21 protein-coding genes and 1 riboswitch are annotated in these 20,854 nt (G+C 69.6%); of the genes, 10 read left to right on the forward strand and 11 right to left on the reverse strand.

Features of this window, described 5'->3' with window-relative positions; genetic code table 11:
* Positions 1-16: 16 nt before the first annotated feature.
* Together AB0K11_RS03435 and AB0K11_RS03440 are read left to right on the forward strand one after the other, a co-directional pair.
* Positions 17-820, forward strand: coding sequence for a Fic family protein (locus AB0K11_RS03435; RefSeq protein WP_364972190.1), 804 nt, complete (start codon positions 17-19; stop codon positions 818-820).
* 53 nt (positions 821-873) lie between these two features.
* Positions 874-1,569 (forward strand): TetR/AcrR family transcriptional regulator, encoded by a 696-nt coding sequence (locus tag AB0K11_RS03440; RefSeq protein WP_364972192.1) that lies wholly within the window; start codon positions 874-876, stop codon positions 1,567-1,569.
* Positions 1,570-1,582: 13 nt separating this feature from the next.
* Here the strand turns inward: AB0K11_RS03440 and AB0K11_RS03445 are convergent, their stop codons facing one another.
* From AB0K11_RS03445 to AB0K11_RS03460, 4 genes are all read right to left on the reverse strand, one after another.
* Positions 1,583-2,467, reverse strand: a complete 885-nt coding sequence (locus AB0K11_RS03445) for a nitronate monooxygenase (protein WP_364973682.1) — start codon at positions 2,465-2,467, stop codon at positions 1,583-1,585.
* Positions 2,468-2,486: 19 nt separating this feature from the next.
* Complete coding sequence (gene yhjD / locus AB0K11_RS03450) at positions 2,487-3,509, reverse strand: inner membrane protein YhjD (RefSeq protein ID WP_364972195.1); 1,023 nt, start codon at positions 3,507-3,509, stop codon at positions 2,487-2,489.
* A 20-nt stretch (positions 3,510-3,529) separates the two neighbouring features.
* Positions 3,530-4,546 (reverse strand): tryptophan--tRNA ligase, encoded by a 1,017-nt coding sequence (gene trpS, locus AB0K11_RS03455; RefSeq protein ID WP_364973684.1) that lies wholly within the window; start codon positions 4,544-4,546, stop codon positions 3,530-3,532.
* 63 nt (positions 4,547-4,609) lie between these two features.
* Entirely contained in the window at positions 4,610-5,407 is a 798-nt protein-coding gene (locus AB0K11_RS03460) for an exodeoxyribonuclease III (RefSeq protein ID WP_364973687.1), read from the reverse strand.
* Between the two features lie 70 nt (positions 5,408-5,477).
* Here AB0K11_RS03460 and AB0K11_RS03465 point away from each other — a divergent pair, with 70 nt between their 5' ends.
* The 4 genes from AB0K11_RS03465 to AB0K11_RS03480 all read left to right on the forward strand — a co-directional run bounded on the left by AB0K11_RS03465 (position 5,478) and on the right by AB0K11_RS03480 (position 9,731).
* On the forward strand, positions 5,478-6,305 hold the full coding sequence (locus AB0K11_RS03465) for an alpha/beta hydrolase (RefSeq protein ID WP_364972198.1): 828 nt from the start codon (positions 5,478-5,480) through the stop codon (positions 6,303-6,305).
* A gap of 83 nt (positions 6,306-6,388) precedes the next feature.
* Positions 6,389-6,524: riboswitch (SAM riboswitch) on the forward strand.
* Between the two features lie 44 nt (positions 6,525-6,568).
* The gene (locus AB0K11_RS03470) at positions 6,569-7,885 is read left to right on the forward strand and encodes a bifunctional o-acetylhomoserine/o-acetylserine sulfhydrylase (protein ID WP_364972200.1); all 1,317 of its coding nucleotides are present in this window, start codon (positions 6,569-6,571) and stop codon (positions 7,883-7,885) included.
* Entirely contained in the window at positions 7,882-9,003 is a 1,122-nt protein-coding gene (locus AB0K11_RS03475) for a homoserine O-acetyltransferase (protein WP_364972203.1), read from the forward strand. The genes AB0K11_RS03470 and AB0K11_RS03475 overlap by 4 nt, the downstream gene beginning before the upstream one ends.
* Complete coding sequence (locus tag AB0K11_RS03480; protein WP_364972206.1) at positions 9,000-9,731, forward strand: class I SAM-dependent methyltransferase; 732 nt, start codon at positions 9,000-9,002, stop codon at positions 9,729-9,731. The genes AB0K11_RS03475 and AB0K11_RS03480 overlap by 4 nt, the downstream gene beginning before the upstream one ends.
* Here the strand turns inward: AB0K11_RS03480 and AB0K11_RS03485 are convergent.
* The 4 genes from AB0K11_RS03485 to AB0K11_RS03500 are packed head-to-tail and all read right to left on the reverse strand — an operon-like array spanning position 9,712 to position 13,088.
* On the reverse strand, positions 9,712-11,262 hold the full coding sequence (locus tag AB0K11_RS03485; protein ID WP_364972209.1) for an FAD-dependent monooxygenase: 1,551 nt from the start codon (positions 11,260-11,262) through the stop codon (positions 9,712-9,714). The two genes, AB0K11_RS03480 and AB0K11_RS03485, sit on opposite strands and share 20 nt — an antisense overlap.
* The gene (locus AB0K11_RS03490; protein WP_364972211.1) at positions 11,259-11,891 is read right to left on the reverse strand and encodes a TetR family transcriptional regulator; all 633 of its coding nucleotides are present in this window, start codon (positions 11,889-11,891) and stop codon (positions 11,259-11,261) included. Before AB0K11_RS03490 ends, AB0K11_RS03485 begins: the two co-directional genes overlap by 4 nt.
* 55 nt (positions 11,892-11,946) lie before the next feature.
* A complete protein-coding gene (locus AB0K11_RS03495) occupies positions 11,947-12,240 on the reverse strand; it encodes a DUF3017 domain-containing protein (RefSeq protein WP_364972214.1) in 294 nt (97 codons plus the stop codon).
* On the reverse strand, positions 12,237-13,088 hold the full coding sequence (locus AB0K11_RS03500) for a bifunctional methylenetetrahydrofolate dehydrogenase/methenyltetrahydrofolate cyclohydrolase (protein ID WP_364972216.1): 852 nt from the start codon (positions 13,086-13,088) through the stop codon (positions 12,237-12,239). Before AB0K11_RS03500 ends, AB0K11_RS03495 begins: the two co-directional genes overlap by 4 nt.
* 39 nt (positions 13,089-13,127) lie before the next feature.
* Between AB0K11_RS03500 and AB0K11_RS03505 the strand changes: the two genes are divergently transcribed.
* The 4 genes from AB0K11_RS03505 (at position 13,128) to AB0K11_RS03520 (ending at position 19,282) form a co-directional block, all read left to right on the forward strand.
* Positions 13,128-14,315 carry an NADH:flavin oxidoreductase gene (locus tag AB0K11_RS03505; RefSeq protein ID WP_364972219.1) on the forward strand — a complete coding sequence of 396 codons (1,188 nt, stop codon included), beginning with the start codon at positions 13,128-13,130 and terminating at the stop codon, positions 14,313-14,315.
* A 106-nt stretch (positions 14,316-14,421) separates the two neighbouring features.
* Complete coding sequence (locus AB0K11_RS03510) at positions 14,422-17,034, forward strand: ATP-binding cassette domain-containing protein (protein WP_364973689.1); 2,613 nt, start codon at positions 14,422-14,424, stop codon at positions 17,032-17,034.
* Entirely contained in the window at positions 17,007-17,588 is a 582-nt protein-coding gene (locus tag AB0K11_RS03515) for a rhomboid-like protein (protein WP_364972222.1), read from the forward strand. Before AB0K11_RS03510 ends, AB0K11_RS03515 begins: the two co-directional genes overlap by 28 nt.
* Before the next feature lie 80 nt (positions 17,589-17,668).
* Positions 17,669-19,282 carry a DUF222 domain-containing protein gene (locus AB0K11_RS03520; RefSeq protein WP_364972225.1) on the forward strand — a complete coding sequence of 538 codons (1,614 nt, stop codon included), beginning with the start codon at positions 17,669-17,671 and terminating at the stop codon, positions 19,280-19,282.
* A 66-nt stretch (positions 19,283-19,348) separates the two neighbouring features.
* Here AB0K11_RS03520 and AB0K11_RS03525 read toward each other — a convergent pair whose 3' ends face one another.
* From AB0K11_RS03525 to AB0K11_RS03535, 3 genes are read right to left on the reverse strand one after another with little or no spacing between them, the layout of a single operon-like run.
* On the reverse strand, positions 19,349-19,699 hold the full coding sequence (locus tag AB0K11_RS03525) for a nuclear transport factor 2 family protein (RefSeq protein WP_364972228.1): 351 nt from the start codon (positions 19,697-19,699) through the stop codon (positions 19,349-19,351).
* 9 nt (positions 19,700-19,708) lie between these two features.
* On the reverse strand, positions 19,709-20,269 hold the full coding sequence (locus AB0K11_RS03530) for a pentapeptide repeat-containing protein (RefSeq protein WP_364972231.1): 561 nt from the start codon (positions 20,267-20,269) through the stop codon (positions 19,709-19,711).
* A gap of 3 nt (positions 20,270-20,272) precedes the next feature.
* Positions 20,273-20,809 carry an ATP/GTP-binding protein gene (locus AB0K11_RS03535; protein ID WP_264014946.1) on the reverse strand — a complete coding sequence of 179 codons (537 nt, stop codon included), beginning with the start codon at positions 20,807-20,809 and terminating at the stop codon, positions 20,273-20,275.
* Positions 20,810-20,854 lie beyond the last annotated feature (45 nt).

Genomic DNA, 20,854 nt, shown 5'->3' on the forward strand with positions numbered 1-20,854 from the left:
CCGGTCGCAGATCCGCATGTCCACCCCACCACCGGCACCCGACGTCGCTGCGACGATTGCGGCCCACCGCCTGGAAGGGTGGCAACCGGTCGACGAGCACGTCGCGGCGCTGCACGCGCTGGCCCGCGGGGACGTGTCGTTCACCGACTACCTCGCGCGGTTCCGCGACCGGTACCCGCCGCCGCAGCCCGACGTCCGCAGATTCCGCCTGCGGCGCGCGGTGCCCTACTTCATCCCCGGAACCACGGTGTTGCGCAACGAGTTCGGCGTCACCTCGGCCGAGACGCTCGACGACCTGGAGTTCGTGGCCACCGCGGGCCGGATGGTCCTGTGGTTGCGCCCGGCACCCGACCGCCCACACGTCGACGACCTCGACATGCGGGTGATACACCGGTACCTGTTCCGGGACGTCTACTCCTGGGCCGGCGAGTACCGCACCACGGAACTGCGGCGCGGCGAACAACACTTCGCGTGGCGGTCCTCGATCGCGGGGCGCATGGACACCGTGCATGACGCGGCGCGTGAGGTATCGGCGGCCTGCGACGGCGCCGACGCCTCGCGGGTGGCCTACGAAATGGCCCGAATCTACGCCGACTACAACCAGATTCACCCGTTCCGTGAGGGCAACGGACGAACCGGCGCCGCCCTGCTGCAGATCGTGGCCCGGCGCTGCGGACGGAGCCTCGACCTGGGTCGGATCAGCCGCGACGAATGGTATGCGGCCGCGAAGGACAGCATGCCGTTCCGCCGCGACGGCCGGGCCAGTCACCGACCGTTTCTCTACCTGCTCGGACCCGCACTGGACGACGGCCGGCGGTGATGTCGGCGCGGTGACGTGGTGCACATCCGGCCGCCATGGTCCACGATGGGGTCATGCCGCTCGCCCGGGGACGACCCCGCCACCGCGACCAACGGCGCCCCGGCACCACGCCCCGCGACGAGATCCTCGACGCGGCAGGCGAGTTGTTCACCACCCTCGGCTACACGGGCACCTCCACCCGGTCGATCGCGGAATCCGTCGGCATCCGGCAGGCGTCGCTGTATCACTACTTCAAGACCAAGGACGAGATCCTGTGCGCGCTGCTGGACCAGACCGTCGGTCCGACACTGTCGTTCATCGCCACCCTCCGCGATCTCGAACCCGGCTTGAGCACAACGGAGCAGCTCCACGTCCTGGCGACGTTCGATGGTGAGAAACTCCTCGCCAACCGGTGGAACCTGGGCGCGCTGTACCTGCTGCCCGAGCTGCGCGACGCCCGGGTCGAGTCCTTCTGGTCGGACCGGGAGCGGCTGCGCCTGCACTATCTCGCTTTGAGCCGGTCCGTCATCGAGCAGACCGGTGTCGACGAGGCGGCCGCCGACCTACCGTTCCGACTGGTGGAGTCACTGGTCAACGTGTGGTCGATGCCCGCGGGCGCGCAGCGTGAGCAACTGCCCCTGCACGTGGCCGACGCGGGCATGCGCGTCCTCGGCATCGCCGACGGCGACACCTCCGCACGACGCGCGCGCACCGGGAATGTGTTGCGGCACAGCGCTCCCGAACTCGTCCGGACCGCCGGCCGCTCCTGACACCGACCCGTCTCTAGTCCGACCAGGTGCGCAGCAGCGCCTCTGCGCCCGAGCACAGTTGCTCGATCAGCGTGGCGGCGCCGGGCGCGGCCGTCACCATGCCCACCCCCTGTCCGGCGTTGACGGGGACGGGCCTGCCGTCGGCGCCGCGCAGGACCCGCTCCGGGATCGTCGACGGCCAGGCATATCCGTGTGCCCGGTCGAACTCGTCGGTGACCACGGTCGCGTCGCCTGCGGCGGCGAGCAGCGCGGCGCGCGCCTGCGGCGGCGTCAACGCCTCGGCGCACGTCGCGAACACCGTGCCGAGCCACGCCCCTGACGCCCCTGCCGCCAGCACCGCGGCCAGTCCCCGTGCCGACGCGATGCCGCCCGCGGCCAGTACCGGCACGTCGACCCGGTCGAGTACTTCGGTCAGCAGCGGCAGCGTCCCCACCCGGGGTTCGCCGTGGCCTCCGCCCTCGGCGCCCCGGGCCACCAGCACGTCGACGCCTGCGTCGACCGCGCGCAGCGCCCCGTCGACGGTGCCCACCTGGGTCGCGACCCGCACACCGGCCGCGTGCGCGGCCGCCACCCACGCCCAGTCGTCACCGAAGCTGACCGACAGCACGGCGGGACGGGCGGCCAGCGCCACCTCGAAGAGCCGTGGCTGCGCGCCGATCACCCAGTGCACCAGGCCGATGCCGAACGGCAGGCCGAGATCTGCCACCTCGCGCAGTTCCGCGCTCAACTCCTCCGGTGTGGCAGAACTGCCCATACCGACCATGCCGAGTCCGCCCGCGCGGGACACCGCGGCGGCCAGCCTCCCGCCGGCCGCGCCGCCCATCGGCGCGTTCACGACGGGCGCGCGCAGATTCGTCGCGCGAGACCATGGCGTTGTCAGCGACACGGGTGGTGACACCACCGATCCGAAGCGGCGGTCACTGACGCCGGCGCAGGCGTGAAAGCCCCGCCGCACCAAGGGCTCCCACCGCCGCGGCGGCGAGCGCACCGGTGACTCCGACGCCTTCGCGGATCTGCACCCGGGTGGTGATCTGGGCCGGGTCGGGCGGGCTCACCGGCGCGATGGCGAGGTTGTCGGTCGACGTGGCAGCCCATGCGGTGGAGAACAGGATCAGCCGCGCGGTGATGTAGGCGAACACCATCAGCCCGAGCACCGGACCGAACGTCGCGCCCGCGGGCCCGGTCAGGACGGACTTGAGGTAGAGCGACGCGACCTGCTTGAAGACCTCGAAGGCGATCGCCGCGAGCAGGCCCGCGCGGACGCTGCTGCGGAACGTGACCTTCTCCCTGGGCAGCCTGGCGATCATCCAGGTGAACAACAACCACGAGATGCCGAGCGCCACGAACATCGACACCACACGCAGCCCGACGCCCAGCCCGGGGATGCCCTCGATACCGAGCCAGGCGAGCACCCGCGCGATCAGTCTCCGATCGCCCAGTGCGGTCAACGCCACGGTGACCACGATGGCCACGAAGGCCGAGAGCAACGCGAGCAGGTCCGACACCTTGGTGCCGATGAAGTTGCCCTGCTCGCCGCGCTGTTGCCACATCGCGCTCAGTGCCTCGCGCAGGTTGGCCATCCACCCGATACCGGCCCACGCGGCGGTGGCCAGGCCGATGATGCCCAAGGAGGTGCGCGACTCGATCGCCGTGTTCATCAGCTCGACCAGTTGCTGACCGAGACTGCCGGACACCGTCTGCCTGATCCGGTCCTGGATGCCGGCGAGCACGTCTGGCTGACGGGACAGCACGAATCCGGCGATGGAGAAGCCGAGCATCAGCAGCGGGAACAGCGCGAAGACCGTGAAGTAGGTGATGCCCGCGGCGAAGAAGTTGCCCTTCGACTCCTGATACCGGTCCTGCGCCCGCATCACGTGGTCGAACCAGCCGTAGCGCGCGCGCAGCCGGTCGAGAATGCCGGGCTTGGCCTCGTCGGTCATGCCAGCCTCCCGTGTGCGCCTCAGCGCGGTCGCTTGAGGAAACCCAGACGGTCGTATACCCGCTCGAGCGTCGCCGCAGACACTTCCCTGGCCCGCTCGGCACCGGCGGCGAGCACCGCCTCGAGTTCGGTCGTGTCACCGAGCAATTCGTCGACCCGGTCCCGGATGGGGGTGACGTACTCGACCACCGCCTCGGCGGTGTCCTTCTTCAGGTCGCCGTAGCCGCGCCCCTGGTACTGCTCGACGAGTTCGTCGATGTCGGTACCCGTGACCGCCGACTGGATGGTCAGCAGATTGGACACCCCGGCCTTGGCCTCGCGGTCGAACCGGATCTCACGCTCGCTGTCGGTGACCGCCGACCGGATCCGCTTGGCCGTCACCTTCGGGTCGTCCAGCAAGCTGATCAGTCCGGCGGTGGTGGACGCCGACTTGCTCATCTTCGCCGTCGGCTCCTGCAGGTCGTAGATCTTGGCGGTGGTCTTGGCGATCAACACGTCCGGGACAACGAAGGTGTCGGAGAACTGTGCGTTGAACCGCTGCGCCACATCGCGTGCGAGCTCGAGGTGCTGGCGCTGGTCCTCCCCCACCGGCACCAGGTCGGTGTCGTAGAGCAGCACGTCGGCGGCCATCAGCACCGGATAGGTGAACAGGCCGACCGTGGTGGCGTCGGAGCCCTGCTTCTGCGATTTGTCCTTGAATTGCGTCATCCGCGACGCCTGTCCGAACCCGGTGAAACACCCGAGCACCCAGGCCAATTCGGTGTGCGCAGGCACGTGGCTCTGCACGAAGATGGTGCTGCGCGCCGGGTCGATGCCCAGCGCCAGGTACTGCGCAGCGGTCACCAGCGTGCGCCGCCGCAACGTCTCGGGGTCCTGCGGGACCGTGATCGCGTGCAGGTCGACCACGCAGAAGAACGCGTCGAAGTCGTCCTGCATGCCGACCCAGTGCTTCACCGCACCCAGCGCGTTACCCAGGTGAAGGGAGTCCGAGGTGGGCTGCACGCCCGAGAAGACCACGCGGGGCTGCCGGGGCGGCATCTCGACAGGAGAGTTCATGATGACCCGATCTTTTCATGGCGGGCCAACGGCATTTCGCCGCCGTCAGCTGTACTCGACGGTGACCGGCGCGTGGTCGGACCACCGCAGCGCGTAGGCGTCGGCCCGCTCGACCCGGGCCGACCGCGCCCTGGCCGCCAGCGGGCCGGTGGCCAGCTGGTAGTCGATCCGCCACCCGGCGTCGTTGTCGAACGCCCGCCCCCGCCAGGACCACCACGAGTAGGGACCGGGCACATCGGGGTGCAGCACGCGCACCACATCCACCCAGCCGGAATCGAGCAGGTCGGACAGCCATTGCCGCTCGCCGGGCAGGAATCCGGACTTCTTCACGTTGCCGCGCCAGTTCTTGATGTCGTTCTCGGTGTGGGCGATGTTCCAGTCCCCGCACACCACCGCCTCCCGGCCGTCAGCGTCCAGCGCGGCCATCCGCTGCGCGAGCGCGGCCATGAACCGCTCCTTCTCCAGCTGCCGTTCGGTGCCCGCCTCGCCGGTCTGTACGTAGACGCTGGCCACGGTCACCCCGGCAGTACTCACCTCGACGTAGCGGCCGTGCTCACCGAACTCGTCGGAATCCATCCGCCGCACCGCGGTGACCGGGTGGCGGGACAGCACCGCGACGCCGCTGCGGCCCTTGATGTGCGGGCTCGCCGCGGCCATCTGCCAGCCGTCGGCCAGGGCGGGGGCCAGCGCGCCGGCCATCTGGTCGTCGTCGGCGCGGGTCTCCTGAAGGCAGACCACATCGGCGGCGGAGCCGGCGAGCCACGCGAGCAGGCCCAGGTTCTCGGGCGTGCGCTGCCGGACCGCGGCACGGATGCCGTTGACGTTGACGGTGCTCACGATCAGCCGGGTCACGGCGCCAGACCCTAACGGACGATATTGCGGTACCCGCGGTATCACCTTTAGTGTCGGCAGCATGACCGAACGCGCACCGATCCACCTGGGCACCGGCGAGCCGATGCTGCTGCTGCACCCGTTCATGATGTCGCAGAACGTGTGGAAGGGCGTTGCCCCGCGGATCGCCGACACCGGCCGCTACGAGGTGTTCGCGCCCACGATGCTCGGCCACAACGGCGTGCCGCGCGGGCCGTTCTTCCTGGACAGCGCCTCGCTGGCGGACGACGTCGAGCGCAGGATGGACGCACTGGGCTGGGGCACCGCGCACGTCGTCGGCAATTCGCTGGGCGGCTGGGTGGCGTTCGAGCTGGAGCGACGCGGCCGCGCCCGCACGCTCACCGGCATCGCGCCGGCCGGCGGGTGGCGGCACTTCACCCCGGCGAAGTTCGAGATCGTCGGAAAGTTCCTGGCCGGCCTGCCGCTGTGGGTGGCCACGCTGGTGCTGGGTCAGCACGTGCTGAAACTGCCGGTCACCCGCTATCTGACCCACCTACCGGTGAGCGGGACGCCTGACGGCCTGTCCGACGAGGACCTCGCCGAGATCATCGACGACGTCGCGCACTGCCCGGCGTACTACCAGCTGCTGGTCAAGTCGCTGACGCTGCCGGGCCTGCTGGAGATCGCCGAGGGCAAGACCCCCACCCACCTGGTGATCTGCGAGAAGGATCGGGTGCTGCCGCATCCCCGGTTCACCCGCCACTTCACCGACCACCTGCCCGAGAGCACCGAGGTGACCCACCTCGACGGCGTCGGGCACATCCCGATGTTCGAGGCGCCCGATCGCATCGCCGAGGTCATTCTCGGCTTCGTCGACGGCCACGTCGGCAGGCAGCGCGCCACCGGCTAGTTCGTTCTGCTTCTCGCGCGTTCGCGCCGCCTGCCCCCAGCCATGGTGGCAGCCGCGGCGCGGCGTGCGTTAAGCTGCTGATCGGTCATGAGCGCCAGCGTCAAGCCCCGGCTTGCTGGCCGGCAACCCTCCAACCGCGGTGGGGTGCCCCGGGAGACGACCAGGTTGAGTAGCCGACTGGTTTTTTGAACACAGTCGGCCACACGGCAAGCGCGGGTCCGCAGGTACGGGCCCCCCGACAGACAGGGAGACCTGGAACCGCCATGAGCACACCCGAAATCACCGACGACCCGACGGCGAACTGGTCGTTCGAGACCAAGCAGGTCCACGCCGGACAGACGCCCGACAGCGCCACCAGCGCACGGGCGCTGCCGATCTACCAGACCACGTCGTACACGTTCCGCGACACCGACCACGCAGCGGCGCTGTTCGGGCTGGCAGAGACCGGCAACATCTACACCCGCATCATGAACCCGACGCAGGACGTCGTCGAGCAGCGCATCGCTGCCCTGGAGGGCGGCGTGGCGGCGCTGTTCCTGTCCTCCGGCCAGGCCGCCGAGACGTTCGCGATCCTCAACATCGCCCATGCGGGCGATCACATCGTGTCCAGCCCACGTTTGTACGGCGGCACCTACAACCTCTTCCACTACACGCTGCCCAAGCTCGGCATCGACGTCAGCTTCGTGCAGAACCCCGACGACCTGGAGTCGTGGCGGGCAGCGGTGCGGCCGAACACCAAGGCCTTCTTCGCCGAGACCATCTCCAACCCGCAGATCGACATCCTCGACACCCCCGGCGTCTCGGGTGTCGCCCACGACGCCGGGGTGCCGCTGATCGTCGACAACACCATCGCCACGCCCTACCTGATCCAGCCGATCAGCCAGGGCGCCGACATCGTGGTGCACTCGGCCACCAAGTACCTGGGCGGACACGGCAACGCGATCGCCGGTGTGATCGTCGACTCCGGCACGTTCGACTGGACCAACGGCAACTTCCCCGGCTTCACCACCCCGGACCCCAGCTACCACGGCGTCGTCTTCGCCGAACTGGGCCCGCCCGCCTACGCGCTGAAGGCGCGTGTGCAACTGCTGCGCGACCTCGGGTCCGCGGCCGCCCCGTTCAACGCCTTCCTGATCGCGCAGGGCCTGGAGACGCTGAGCCTGCGCGTGGAACGCCACGTCGCCAACGCCCAGAAGGTGGCCGAACACCTGGTCGGGCACGCCGACGTGCTGTCGGTGAACTACGCCGGGCTGCCCACCTCGCCGTGGTACGACCTCGGAAAGCGCTTGGCGCCCAAGGGAACCGGTGCCGTACTTGCCTTCGAGCTGGCCGGTGGCGTCGACGCGGGCAAGGCCTTCGTCAACGCCCTGACGCTGCACAGTCACGTGGCCAACATCGGCGACGTCCGCTCGCTGGTGATCCACCCGGCATCGACGACCCACGCCCAGCTGTCACCGGAGGAGCAACTCGCCACCGGCGTCACCCCCGGCCTGGTGCGCCTGGCCGTCGGCATCGAGGGAATCGACGACATCCTTGCCGATCTCGAGCAGGGCTTCGCCGCGGCGAAGGCGGCCAAGTGACAATCTCTGACGTGAACATCGCGACGCTGCCCGCCGAAGGCCATGTCGGCGTGGTCGGGATCGGTCCACTGACGCTGGAGAGCGGCGTCGTGATCGACGACGTGAACATCGCCGTGCAGCGCTGGGGCGAGCTCTCGCCGAACCGCGACAACGTCGTGATGGTGCTGCACGCCCTCACCGGCGACTCGCACATCACCGGGCCTGCCGGTCCGGGGCATCCGACCGCCGGCTGGTGGGACGGCGTGGCCGGCCCGGGCGCCCCGATCGACACCGACCGCTGGTGCGCGATCTCGACGAACGTGCTCGGTGGCTGCCAAGGGTCGACGGGACCGTCGACGACCGCCCCCGACGGCCGGCCGTGGGGATCACGGTTCCCGGCGATCACCGTGCGCGACCAGGTGGCGGCCGACGTCGCGGCGCTGGCCGCGCTCGGCATCACCGAGGTGGCCGCGGTGGTGGGCGGCTCCATGGGCGGCGCGCGTGCGCTGGAGTGGGCGGTGGGCCATCCCGACGGCGTGCGGGCGGCCCTGGTGCTGGCGGTCGGCGCCCGCGCCACCGCCGACCAGATCGGCACGCAGAGCACCCAGGTCGCGGCCATCACCTCCGACCCGGACTGGCAGGGCGGCGACTACCACCACACCGGGCGGATCCCCCACACCGGGATGGAGATCGCCCGCCGGTTCGCGCACCTCACGTACCGCGGCGAACAGGAACTCGACGAGCGGTTCGGCAACGACGCCCAGGGCAACGAGGACCCGACCACCGGCGGCCGGTTCGCCATCCAGAGCTACCTCGAATACCAGGGCGCGAAGCTGGTCGAGCGGTTCGACCCCGGCACGTACGTGACGCTGACCGACGCGCTGTCCAGCCACGACGTCGGCCGCGGCCGGGGCGGCGTGGCCGCCGCGCTGAGGAGCTGCCGAGTGCCGGTGGTGGTCGGCGGCATCCCGTCTGACCGGCTGTACCCGTTGCGGCTGCAGCAGGAGCTCGCCGAACTGCTGCCGGGCTGCGCGGGGCTGAACATCGTCGAATCCCGCTTCGGCCATGACGGCTTCCTCGTGGAGACCGAGGCCGTCGGCGCACTGATCCGCCGCACCCTGGACCTGGCGGCGCGGTGAGCGAACACGCCGACGACCGTTCGCTGTCGTTCGGCGCGGAGGCGGCGGCCTACGAGCGCGGCCGGCCGTCCTACCCGCCGGAGGCGATCGACTGGCTGCTGCCGTCGGGGGCGCGCGACGTCCTCGACCTCGGCGCGGGCACCGGCAAGCTCACCACGCGGCTCGTGCAGCGCGGCCTCGACGTGGTGGCCGTCGACCCGATCCCGGAGATGCTCGAGGTGCTCTCCACCGCGCTGCCGGACACCCCGGCCCTGCTCGGCACCGCCGAGGAGATCCCGCTGCCCGACGACAGCGTCGACGCCGTGCTCGTGGCGCAGGCGTGGCACTGGTTCGATCCCCAGCGCGCGGTCAAGGAGGTCGTCCGGGTATTGCGGCCCGGCGGGCGTCTCGGGCTGGTGTGGAACACTGCGGACGAACGGCTGGGCTGGGTCAAGGATCTGGGCCGGATCACCGGGCACGAGGAGGACCCGTTCAACGACAGGGTCACGCTGCCCGAGCCGTTCACCGGCGTCGAGCGTCGCCGGGTCGAGTGGACGAACTACCTCACCCCCCAGGCCCTCATCGACCTGGTCGCCTCGCGCAGTTACTGCATCACCTCGCCCGCGGAGGTGCGCACCCGCACGCTCGAACAGGTGCGTGAGCTGCTGGCCACCCATCCGGCGCTGGCCAACACCAGTGGGCTGGCACTGCCGTACGTGACGGTGTGCATCAGGGCGACGCTGGGCTGAGCTCTTCGAGCTGGCCGGCGCCGAACCACCTGGTCAGCGACTGCTGCAACCGCGCCCGGTCGGCAACCTCGAAATCGTCCATCGCGCAGGCCACGTAGCCGTCGGGCCGAAGGAGGAGCACCGCAGGCCCACCGGTCACCGGCACGGAGACTGCGTCCACCCTGTCCGCCCACGGCGCCGCGACAGTCGACGCGGCACCGCCGTACGCGTCGATCAGGACACCCCGGGCGCCGTGCAGCAGATCGGTGACCCGTCGCCCGTCGTCGAGCACGAGATCGGGCACCATGAACCCGCTCAGCGGATGGTCGTCGCCGATGTCGTAGCGGACGTCCGAACCCGCGAGGGTGCGCGCGAGGTGACGCGCCACCTCGGCCTGACTCGCCAATTCGCCGAAGAGTTCGCGCAGTGCGCTGACTTCCGGGCCCGGCGCCGCGAGCGCGAGCTGAGCCAGCGAGTGCATCATCACCCGCTCGCCGACCGGACGACGCTCGGATTCGTAGGTGTCGAGGAGCCCGTCGGGCGCCCACCCGTTCACCACCGCCGCGAGCTTCCAGCCGAGGTTGACGGCGTCCTGCATGCCGAGGTTCAGACCGGGCCCACCCATCGGTGAGTGCACGTGCGCGGCATCACCGACCAGCAGGATTCGTCCCGCTCGATAGCGTTCCGCCAGCCGGGAATTGATGCCGTCGAGACGGCGCAACGCATGCGCATCCGGTGTGCTCGGCGCTTCGATCGCCACGTCGACACCGAGCACGCGACCGACACTGTCCTGCAGTTCACCGATCGTCATTGCAGCGTCGCTGCTGCCCGGCGTCCAGCTGTACTCGATGGTGCCGAGCATCGGCCGGTCCGGCTCGAGCGGAAAGACCACCACGGTGCCGTTCTCGAATCTGCTGACGCCGAAGGCGAGTGTCCCGAAGCCCTCGATGTCGTAGCCGCGGCCGGGCACGAGTTCAGCCTCGGGCAGGTGGACGTGGGCGATCCTGCTGACGATCGGGGAGGTGTGGCCGGGGAACCCGATACCCGCGGCCTTGCGCACCATGCTGCGGCCGCCGTCGGCGCCGACCAGGAATGCGGCGTCCACCCGGTGCTGCCGGTCCTGCGTGGCGACGGTCAGCGCCACGCCGTCATCGTGCGAGTCCACCGCGGTGAGCTCACTCCCCCAACGGATGTCCACACCCAGGTCACGCGCCCGCTTCTCAAGGAGGCGGACCAGCCGCGGCTGCGGAAGGATGAGCGCGTACATCGGATTGTCCTCGAGGCCGAGGAAACTCAGCGACATCCCGGCGAACATCCAGCCGTGGGCCGGTTGCGGTGGCCCGTCGTCCCCGCCGAACGCGTGGTATAGCCCCCGCATGTCGAGCTGCCGGATCACCTGTCCGACAAGGCCGTTGGCCTTGGGTTCTGCGCTGGGTCCGGGCAGTGCGTCGAGCACGACCGGCCGTACGCCCGCGAGCGCCAACTCACAGGCCAGCAGCAGGCCGTTCGGGCCGGCCCCGGAGATGGCGACGTCCACGCGTTCGTCGGTCACGCCGTCCTCCCGGTGGATCCACTCGGCTCAGGCAGTCCCGCGGCCACGTCGGCGAACGCCGTGCGCAGCAGTTCGGGCAGGGCGACCGGGGGTTCGGCCCGCACATAGGTCTCCATGGCCGCGTCGCCGACAGCGCGGATGACCGCAGCCACCAGTCGCGGGTACATGTCCTTTTCGGGGTCGGTGCCGGTCCGTTCGGCGATCGCCTCGAGCCACTCGTCGAATAGCTCCCTGTTGGTCGCGTCCCGGATCTCGGGGCTCAGCAACAGTTTCCGGACCTCGGCGAGTTCCCGGCGGTCGGGAATCCTGCTCTCCTCGCTGTCGGTGTCGCGGAAGTCGGCCTCGAGCGGACTCAGCACGGCCTCGCTGATCGAGGTCCACAGCGGCTCGCCGGCGGGGCGTCGCCGCAGCTCGTCGATGCTGTGTCGCAACCGCTCGGTCTGGCGGTAGGCCAGCGCCTCGTACTTGCCGGTGAAATAGTTGTTGAACGTCCGCAACGACACGCCCGCCAGCTCGGCGATCGCCTCGCGGGTGACGGCATCGAAGCCGCGTTCGAGCGCGAGTGCGAGTGCGGCGTCACTGAGCGCGCGGCGGGTGTCCGTCTTCTTGCGTTCCCGTAGTCCGGCCATACGGGCCACCCTACGCTTTATTGCACGGTAGGCAATATTGCCCGCTGTGCACCTTTCAGCTCGTGCCCAACGGATCGATCGTCCACGCGACATAGAACATGGTCGCGCTCACCGCCGCAGTTGTAGCAAAATCCGTTGCGCGAGAACGTACAACGAGAAGGCCCGCCCTGTCGTCGGAGAGCGCGAGGCGCAGGGCCGCCGCGACGCCCACGCCGATGGCCATCACCAGTGCACCGCGTCGCCAGTACCCGGCGACCACCAGGCCGAAGGCGGCGATGAGGATCAGGCCGACCGCCAGGATCGGCCACTGCCCCGCAAAGACCTTGCGGGCGAACTCCTTCGGGGTCATCGCCCCTTTTCGGCCCGCTCGACGACATTGGTCAGCAGGAACGCACGGGTCAGCGGTCCGACGCCGCCGGGATTCGGCGACACGTGACCCGCCACCTCCCACACGTCGGGCGCGACGTCGCCGACCAGCTTTCCGGCGTCGTCCCGGCTGACACCCACGTCGATCACCGCCGCGCCCGGCCGCACCATCTCGGCCGTCACCATGTGCGGCACGCCCGCCGCGGCCACGATGATGTCGGCCTCCAGGGTGAACTGCGGCAGGTGCCGGGTGGCGGTGTGGCACAGCGTCACCGTCGCATTCTCCGACCGCCGCGTCAGCAGCAGGCCCAGCGGGCGGCCGACCGTGACGCCGCGGCCGATGACCACGACGTGTGCGCCGGCGATCTCCACCTCGAAGCGGCGCAGCAGGTGCACGATGCCGCGCGGGGTGCAGGGCAGCGGCGCCGGCTCGTTGAGGACCAGGCGGCCGAGGTTGGTCGGATGCAGCCCGTCGGCGTCCTTGTCCGGGTCGATGCGCTCGAGTGCGGCGTTCTCGTCGAGGTGCTTGGGCAGCGGCAACTGCACGATGTAGCCGGTGCACTCCGGGTTGGCGTTCAGCTCGTCGATGGTCTCGTCGAGGGTGGCCTGGCTGGTGTCGGCGGGCAGGTCACGCCGGATCGAGTTGATGCCCACCTTGGCGCAGTCCGCGTGCTTGCCGCGCACGTAGGCCTGCGACCCGGGGTCGTCGCCGACGAGCACCGTGCCCAGTCCTGGCGTGCGACCGGCCTCGGTCAGCGCCGCGACCCGGTCCTTGAGGTCGACGAAGATCTCGTCGCGCGTGGCCTTGCCGTCCAACGTGATCGCACCCACACAGTCCAGTCTCGCATGCGCTGTGACAGGCTCGACGTCATGGACACTCAGCCCAATGTGTTCACTCCGGCCAAACTCGGCCCCGTGACGCTGCGCAACCGCATCATCAAGGCGGCGACATTCGAGGCGTCCACACCGGACGCCCTGGTCACCGACGACCTGATCAAGTACCACCGGCTGCCCGCGGCGGGCGGCGTCGGCATGACCACCGTCGCGTACTGCGCGGTGACCCCCGGCGGACGCACCGACGGCTGGCAGATCTGGATGCGGCCGGAGGCGGTGCCCGGCCTGCGACGGCTCACCGACGCCGTGCACGCCGAGGGCGCCGCCATCAGCGCCCAGATCGGGCACGCCGGACCGGTCGCCAACGCCCGCACGAACAAGGCCAAGGCGCTGGCCCCGATGCGGTTCTTCAACCCGCTGTCGATGCGGTTCGCCAGGAAGGCCACCCGCGACGACATCGAGGCGGTGACACGGGCGCATGCCAACGCGGCGCGGTTGGCGATCGAATCCGGGTTCGACGCCGTCGAGGTCCACCTCGGCCACAACTACCTGGCCAGTTCGTTTCTGAGCCCGCTGCTCAACCACCGCAAGGACGAGTACGGCGGGTCGCTGGAGAACCGGGCCAAGGTCGCGCGCGGCCTGGTGCGTGCCGTGCGTGACGCGGTGGGCAACCAGATCGCAGTGACGGCGAAGCTCAACATGACCGACGGGGTACGCGCGGGGATCCCGATGGAGGAATCGCTGCAGACCGCCAAGTGGCTGGAAGAGGACGGCGGACTCGATGCCATCGAGCTGACCGCGGGCAGCTCACTGGTGAACCCGCTGTACCTGTTCCACGGCGATGCGCCGGTGAAGGAGTTCGCCGGCGCGTTCAAGCCGCCGCTGAGCTGGGGCATCCGGATGACCGGCAAGAAGTTCCTGCGTGAGTACCCGTACCGCGAGGCGTTCCTGCTGGACAAGGCCCGGCAGTTCCGCGCCGAGCTGACGATGCCGCTGATCCTGCTGGGCGGCATCACCAACCGCGAGACGATGGACCTCGCGATGGCCGAGGGGTTCGACTTCGTGGCGATGGGCCGCGCGCTGCTGGCCGAGCCGGACCTGATCAACCGGATCCAGGCCGACGCCTTGGTCCGCTCCGCCTGCACGCACTGCAACAAGTGCATGGCGACCATCTACAGCCACACCCACTGCGTCGTCACCGGCGCGCCCGACGCCCTGGTCTGACACTTCAGTCCGCGGGCACCAGCGCCCGTGCGCAGTCCTCGACGATGCCCGGCCGCCGCGCTGCGCGGTAGCGGCGGCAATTCCGGTGACGGTACCGATAGAGTTGATCGCGATGAGCCGACCAGCACCGCCTGCGCTGACCGTTCGTTACGAGGGCTCCACCCGCACGTTCGCGCCGGGCAACGACGTCGTCATCGGCCGCGACCTGCGCGCCGACGTGCGAATCGCCCACCCCTTGATCTCCCGCGCCCACCTGGTGCTGCGGTTCGACCAGGGCCGGTGGGTGGCGATCGACAACGGCAGCCTCAACGGCATGTTCGCCAACGGCCGCCGCGTTCCCTCTGTCGACATCCGCGACGGCCAGACCCTCAACATCGGCAACCCCGACGGCCCGCAGGTGTCGTTCGAGGTCGGCCGCCACCAGGGTTCGGTGGGTAGCCCGCCGCCGACCACCGCGGTCCCGGTCGCGCGCCCGAACACCGGCTGGAACACCCCGCTACCCCACACCGCTCCCGGGCGCCCGCACATCGCGACGCCGCCCACCTCACGGCCGCAACAGCGCTACCCGAGCGGCCCGCAGCAGGGGTATCCGCCCTCGTCGCAACAGCGGTATCCGACCGGCCCGGCGTCGCATCAGACCCGGCCGCCGATGTCGCAGCCGATCTCGCAGCAGTCAAGTGAGCCGGTCACCCGCATGGGGCCGACTGCGGCACCGCGATCCAGCGACGGCGGCAATCTCGCCACCAGCATGCTCAAGATCCTGCGACCGGGACGGTCGCCGGAGACGCCTGCGGGAGCGGTGAAGATCGGTCGCGCGACCGACAACGACATCGTCATTCCCGACGTGCTGGCCGGGCGTCACCACGCCTCGCTGGTGTCGACCGCGCAAGGCACCCAGATCGTCGACAACCGCAGCATCAACGGCACCTTCGTCAACGGGTCGCGGGTCGATTCTGCGTTCCTCCAAGAGGGCGACACCGTCACGATCGGCAACGTCGACCTGGTGTTCAGCGGCGGCACCCTCGTCCGGCGCACCGAGACCGCGGCCGCGACGGCCACCGGCGGTCTGGACGTGCACGGCGTCACGTGGACGATCGAGAACAACAAGACGCTGCTGGACAACATCTCGCTGACGGCGCGGCCGGGCACGCTCACCGCGGTGATCGGTCCGTCGGGCGCAGGCAAGTCGACCTTCGCCCGGTTGGTGGCCGGCTACACCCATCCGTCCAGCGGAACGGTCACCTTCGAGGGCCACAACGTGCACGCCGAGTACGCGTCGTTGCGGTCCCGCATCGGGATGGTGCCGCAGGACGACGTCGTGCACGGGCAGCTGACCGTGCGTCAGGCGCTGATGTACGCCGCCGAGCTGAGGCTGCCGCCGGACACCACCAAGGACGATCGCGAACAGGTCGTCATGCAGGTGCTCGAGGAACTCGAGATGACCAAGCACCTCGAGACCCGGGTCGACAAACTCTCCGGCGGACAGCGCAAGCGGGCCTCGGTGGCACTCGAACTGCTGACCGGCCCGTCGCTGCTGATCCTCGACGAGCCGACCTCGGGCCTGGACCCGGCGCTCGACCGCCAGGTGATGACGATGCTGCGCCAGCTGGCCGACGCGGGTCGCGTCGTGCTGGTGGTCACGCACTCCCTCACCTACCTCGACGTCTGCGATCAGGTGCTGCTGCTGGCGCCGGGCGGCAAGACCGCCTTCTGCGGGCCGCCGTCGCAGATCGGCGCGGCGATGGGGACGACCAACTGGGCCGACATCTTCAGCACGGTCGCAGGCGATCCCGACGCGGCGCAACAGCGTTGGCTCGAACTCAACGGCCCACCGCCCGCCCAGCCGCCGGCCGATCAACCGGCCGACCTCGGCGAGCCGTCGAAAACCAGTCTGCGAAGGCAGTTCTCGACGATCGCCCGGCGCCAGATCCGGCTCATCATTTCCGACCGCGGCTACTTCATCTTCCTCGCGCTGTTGCCGTTCATCATGGGCACGCTGTCGCTCTCGGTGCCGGGCACCGTCGGCTTCGGCGTCCCGAACCCGATGGGCGACGCGCCCAACGAGCCGGGCCAGGTGCTGGTGCTGCTCAACGTCGGTGCGATCTTCATGGGCACGGCGCTGACCATCCGCGACCTCATCGGCGAGCGCGCGATCTTCCTCCGCGAGCAGGCAGTCGGCCTGTCCACCACCGCGTACCTGCTCGCGAAGGTCTGCGTGTACTCGGTGTTCGCGATCATCCAGTCCGCGATCGTCACCGGTATCACCATCGCGGGCAAGGGGTTCGGCGAGGGATCGGTCGAAAGCGGTTCGGTACTGGGCAATCCGTCGCTCGAACTCTTCTTCGGGATGGCCGCCACCACGGTGACCGCGGCGATGGTCGGCCTCGCGTTGTCGGCGCTGGCCAAGACCAGTGAACAGATCATGCCGCTGCTGGTGATCGCGATCATGTCGCAGCTGGTGTTCTCCGGCGGCATGATCCCCGTGACGGGCCGCGTCGGCCTCGACCAGATGTCCTGGATCACCCCGGCCCGCTGGGGATTCGCCGCATCGGCGTCGACAGTGGACCTGATAAGGCTGGTGCCGGGACCGTTGACGCCGAAGGACTCACACTGGGAACACACCGCAGGCACCTGGCTTTTCGACATGGGGATGCTCGCGGCCCTCAGCATCGGCTACCTGACGTTCGTGCGGTGGAAGATCCGGCTGAAGGGCGCCTGAGCGCTCCTCTGACCTACGGGTGGCTGGCCGTCCTGTTGGTCACGACACGGCTGCAGCGGGCGGCAGGACGGAAGCGGTCGCGCTTGCTGCGCCAGCAGTCGACGAATCTGCACCATCTGTCGCGGGAACCGCTGCGGGTGCTCGTCGCCAGCCTCTTCTGGCTCGACGGGCGACGCTGGTGGCCCTACGTGCCCGTGTATGCGGCGGTGCTGGCGCCGGCCGAGCGGCGGATGGGCTCGGGGCGGTGGCTGTTGGTCGGCCTGACCGCACACGTGGTCGGGACCGTGGCCGGGCAGGGATACCTGCGCCGGTCGATCCGCTCCGGGCAGGCGCCGCCGCGGCTGGCGAATGCGCGCGATGTCGGGGTCAGTTACTTCGTGCTGGGTGTCGCGGGCGCCGCGTCGCGGTACCTGCCGCAGCAGTATCGGACGGGCGCTCAGGCGCTGGGAGCCGGTGCGCTCGTCGTCGACGTCGTCGTCCAGCCGACCTACACCGAGGTGGGGCACCTGACGGCTTTTCTCACGGGGTTGAGCCTGACTCGCCTGTCGCGATAGCTGTTTCGACGCGCACCGGGTTATCCACAACCGCTGTTCGCTTCTTTCGTGTGTCATACCCCTCTGCAATAATCGAATGTATGTTCGATCCGGCGCAGGCAAGCTTCGACCAGGTGCTGGCCGTCACGCGCCCGGAGTCAATCGAGGCACGTGAGTTGCTCTCCGCCGTGGTGGCGGCGGCGCGCCGGGAAAACCAGCAGGCCGCGGCGCGGTTGACCGCGATCGGCGAGCTGTATGCGGTGCGGTTCGCCGAGCGTGATGAGCTCAGCGACCAATGGGCCGTGGACACCGAATCGGCGGTGGCCGTCGAAATCGGCGCCGCACTGAACATCGCCTACGAGCGGGCCAAGGACCAGGTCAGCCTCGCCCGCGGCCTGCGTGAACGCCTACCGTTGGTCGCGGCGATGTTCCGCGCCGGTGCGCTGACCCTTGACATCGTCGACACCCTGCTGCACCGCACCACGTTGATCACCGACCCCGCGGTGTTGACCCACGTCGATGCCACCCTGGCCGGTGCGGCGGCCCGGTTGATGAGGCTGAGCTACGGGCAGGTCTGCGGGTATGTCGACCGTGTGATTGCCACCCACGATCGGGATGCGTTGCGGCGCCGCCAGAAAGCCGCCGACGAGCGTGAGGTGTGGGTGATCGACGGCCTCGATGGGATGAGCAGTTTCGGCGGCACCATGCCCACCACCGGGGCCCGAGTGTTCGACAACCGCCTCGACGCGCTCGCCGACACCGTCTGCCCCGAGGATCCCCGCACCAAAAAGCAGCGCCGCGTCGACGCCATCGAAGCCCTCTCCCGCGGCGCCGACCACCTGGGCTGCCGATGCGGCAACCCCGACTGCCCGAACAAGAACGCGATCGCCGCCCCCTTCGTCATCCACACCATCACTGGACCGAACGCCGACGCTGACGGCGGGTCTGCGGCCGGCATTGAGGCCGCCGCCGAGGATGCGGACACCTCGGCCGACACGTCGGTCGACACCACCGACACTGATACCGAGGCGACCGCCCAGGACGCTTCTGTCGATGATTCGGTGGCGAGCCTGGCGCACAACGACGGCATCCTGCCGCCCGAACAGCTCTTCGGCCTGGCCGAGCACGCCACCATCCGGCCGCTCATCCACCCCGGCGACGCCGCCCCCGAGCCCCGCTATACCCCGTCGCGGAATCTGGCGGAGTTCGTGCGGTGCCGCGACATGGGCTGCCGATTCCCCGGCTGCGACGTGCCGGCCTTCAGCACCGACATCGACCACACCATCCCTTACAGCCAGGGCGGGCCCACCCAGGCGTCGAACCTCAAATGCTTGTGCCGCCTGCACCATTTGATCAAGACGTTCTGGGGTTGGCACGACCGCCAACACCGCGACGGGACGGTCATCTGGACGAGCCCGGCGGGCCAGACCTACACCACCCGACCGGGTTCGGCGCTGCTCTTTCCGTACCTGTGCACCCCGACCGCCGCGGCGGTCTTCACACCGCGACCCGACGACCACTGCGGTGAACGCACCGCGATGATGCCCAAACGGCAACGCACCCGAGCACAGAACAAAGCAGCCCGCATCGCCGCCGAACGCCAACAGAACCACGAACACCGCGAAGCCCGCCGCCAAGCCCGCCAACAAGCACTCGACAAACTCTTCGCCCCCCAGCCACCACCCCAACCCGGCGACGAACCCCCACCCTTCTAGCCACACCACGGCCACCACCGCCGACGCCACCACACGTCGGCGGTATCCGGTTGCGCGAGTGAGGGTTCAGTGCACGTCCGGGTGCACCGCGCGCAACTGCGCACTGTCCCAGTAGCCGCGCTGGTGCTCGATCAGCCCGTCGCGGACGTGAAAGAACCCGCAACCGCGAAAGCCGTCCGGGTCGATCCATTCCAGCGCGGCCCAGTCACCGTCGACGACCAGGTTGATCGGTGTGCACGTCAACGGGCCTGCCGCGAACGTCTCACGATGGAACTGCTCGATCGCCGCGCGGCCGACGACGGGCTCCAGCGCGATCTGATGGTTGACCGCGTCCTCCGCGTACAGCGCCGAAAGCGCCTGCGGGTCACCGGTGTTGAACAGTTCCACCCAGCGCTCGATGGCCTCTCGCGTCGTCACCGGCTCCACCTACTCCGCGTTGACGTCGAGCCCGTGCGCGGCGGCATACGACAACGCCTGCTCGATGTCGATCTTCGCGCCGCGCACCGCGGCAGTGGTCCAGAACGTCGGGTCCATCCGTGCGCCGCGCAGATCCGCCTCGCCGAACTTGGCCCCGTTGCATCGCGCACCGGTGAGATCGGCACGGCGCAGCACCGCCTTGCGCAGGTCGGCGCCGACCAGCCCCGCCTCCCGGAGCCGGCAGTCCGACAGGTCGACCCCGCGCAGGTCGCAACCGCCCAGCACCGCCAGGGTCATGTCCACCTCGACCAAAACGAGCGGCCGCAGCCGGCACTCGGTGAACTCCGACCCGAGCAAGCTGCAATGTTTGAACGTGCTGTGCCACAACGTGGTCCGCCGGAACCGGCAGTTCCGGAACGCCGTACCGACATGCTCGGACTCACTCATGTCGACACCGCTGAAGTCGCACCCGTCGAACACCACCCGATCGGTGCGCAGCCGGCTCAGGTCCTCGTCGCGGAAGTCGCGGCCGACGAACTCCTCCTCGACCCAGACCGTGTCACCGCTCACCCGTCAGCCGGGCAGCGCGCTGAGGCTGTCGAGGGCGTACTCGGTGACGGCGATCAGGGCGGCCTTCGCCGAATGCCGGTCGCGGGCATCCACACTGACCACCGGGATGCGGTCGGGCAGCGCGAGCGCCTTGCGCACCGCCGCCGCGGGGTGCTTAGGCGCATTGTCGAACTCGTTGACCGCGATGAGAAACGGCAGCCTGCGCGCCTCGAAGAAGTCGACCGCGGCGAAGCTGTCCTGCAGGCGCCGCACGTCGACGAGAATGATCGCGCCGATCGCCCCACGCACCAGGTCGTCCCACATGAACCAGAACCGGCGTTGCCCCGGCGTGCCGAACAGATACAGCACCAGGTCGTCGCCGAGCGTGATGCGGCCGAAGTCCATCGCTACCGTGGTGGTCCGCTTGTCCGGAGTGGCGTCGAGTCCGTCGAGTCCGGCCGACGCGTTGGTCACCAGGGCCTCGGTCCGCAACGGCATGATCTCCGACACCGCACCCACGAACGTCGTCTTCCCGGCACCGAACCCGCCGGAGATGACGATCTTGGTCGAGGATGAGCGCTCGCGCGAAGACGCTGTCCCCGCGGC

The sequence above is a fragment of the Mycobacterium sp. NPDC050551 genome (genome assembly GCF_040674075.1).
Classification (GTDB): domain Bacteria; phylum Actinomycetota; class Actinomycetes; order Mycobacteriales; family Mycobacteriaceae; genus Mycobacterium.

Bases quoted from the DNA above. Each gene is read 5' to 3' on its own strand.
- AB0K11_RS03520 (WP_364972225.1), top strand. From the start codon at position 17,669: ATGTTCGATCCGGCGCAGGCAAGCTTCGACCAGGTGCTGGCCGTCACG.
- AB0K11_RS03505 (WP_364972219.1), top strand. From the start codon at position 13,128: ATGGACACTCAGCCCAATGTGTTCACTCCGGCCAAACTCGGCCCCGTG.
- AB0K11_RS03435 (WP_364972190.1), top strand. From the start codon at position 17: ATGTCCACCCCACCACCGGCACCCGACGTCGCTGCGACGATTGCGGCC.
- AB0K11_RS03490 (WP_364972211.1), bottom strand. From the start codon at position 11,891: ATGGCCGGACTACGGGAACGCAAGAAGACGGACACCCGCCGCGCGCTC.
- trpS (WP_364973684.1), bottom strand. From the start codon at position 4,546: ATGCCGCCCCGGCAGCCCCGCGTGGTCTTCTCGGGCGTGCAGCCCACC.
- yhjD (WP_364972195.1), bottom strand. From the start codon at position 3,509: ATGACCGACGAGGCCAAGCCCGGCATTCTCGACCGGCTGCGCGCGCGC.
- AB0K11_RS03465 (WP_364972198.1), top strand. From the start codon at position 5,478: ATGACCGAACGCGCACCGATCCACCTGGGCACCGGCGAGCCGATGCTG.
- AB0K11_RS03440 (WP_364972192.1), top strand. From the start codon at position 874: ATGCCGCTCGCCCGGGGACGACCCCGCCACCGCGACCAACGGCGCCCC.
- AB0K11_RS03495 (WP_364972214.1), bottom strand. From the start codon at position 12,240: ATGACCCCGAAGGAGTTCGCCCGCAAGGTCTTTGCGGGGCAGTGGCCG.
- AB0K11_RS03470 (WP_364972200.1), top strand. From the start codon at position 6,569: ATGAGCACACCCGAAATCACCGACGACCCGACGGCGAACTGGTCGTTC.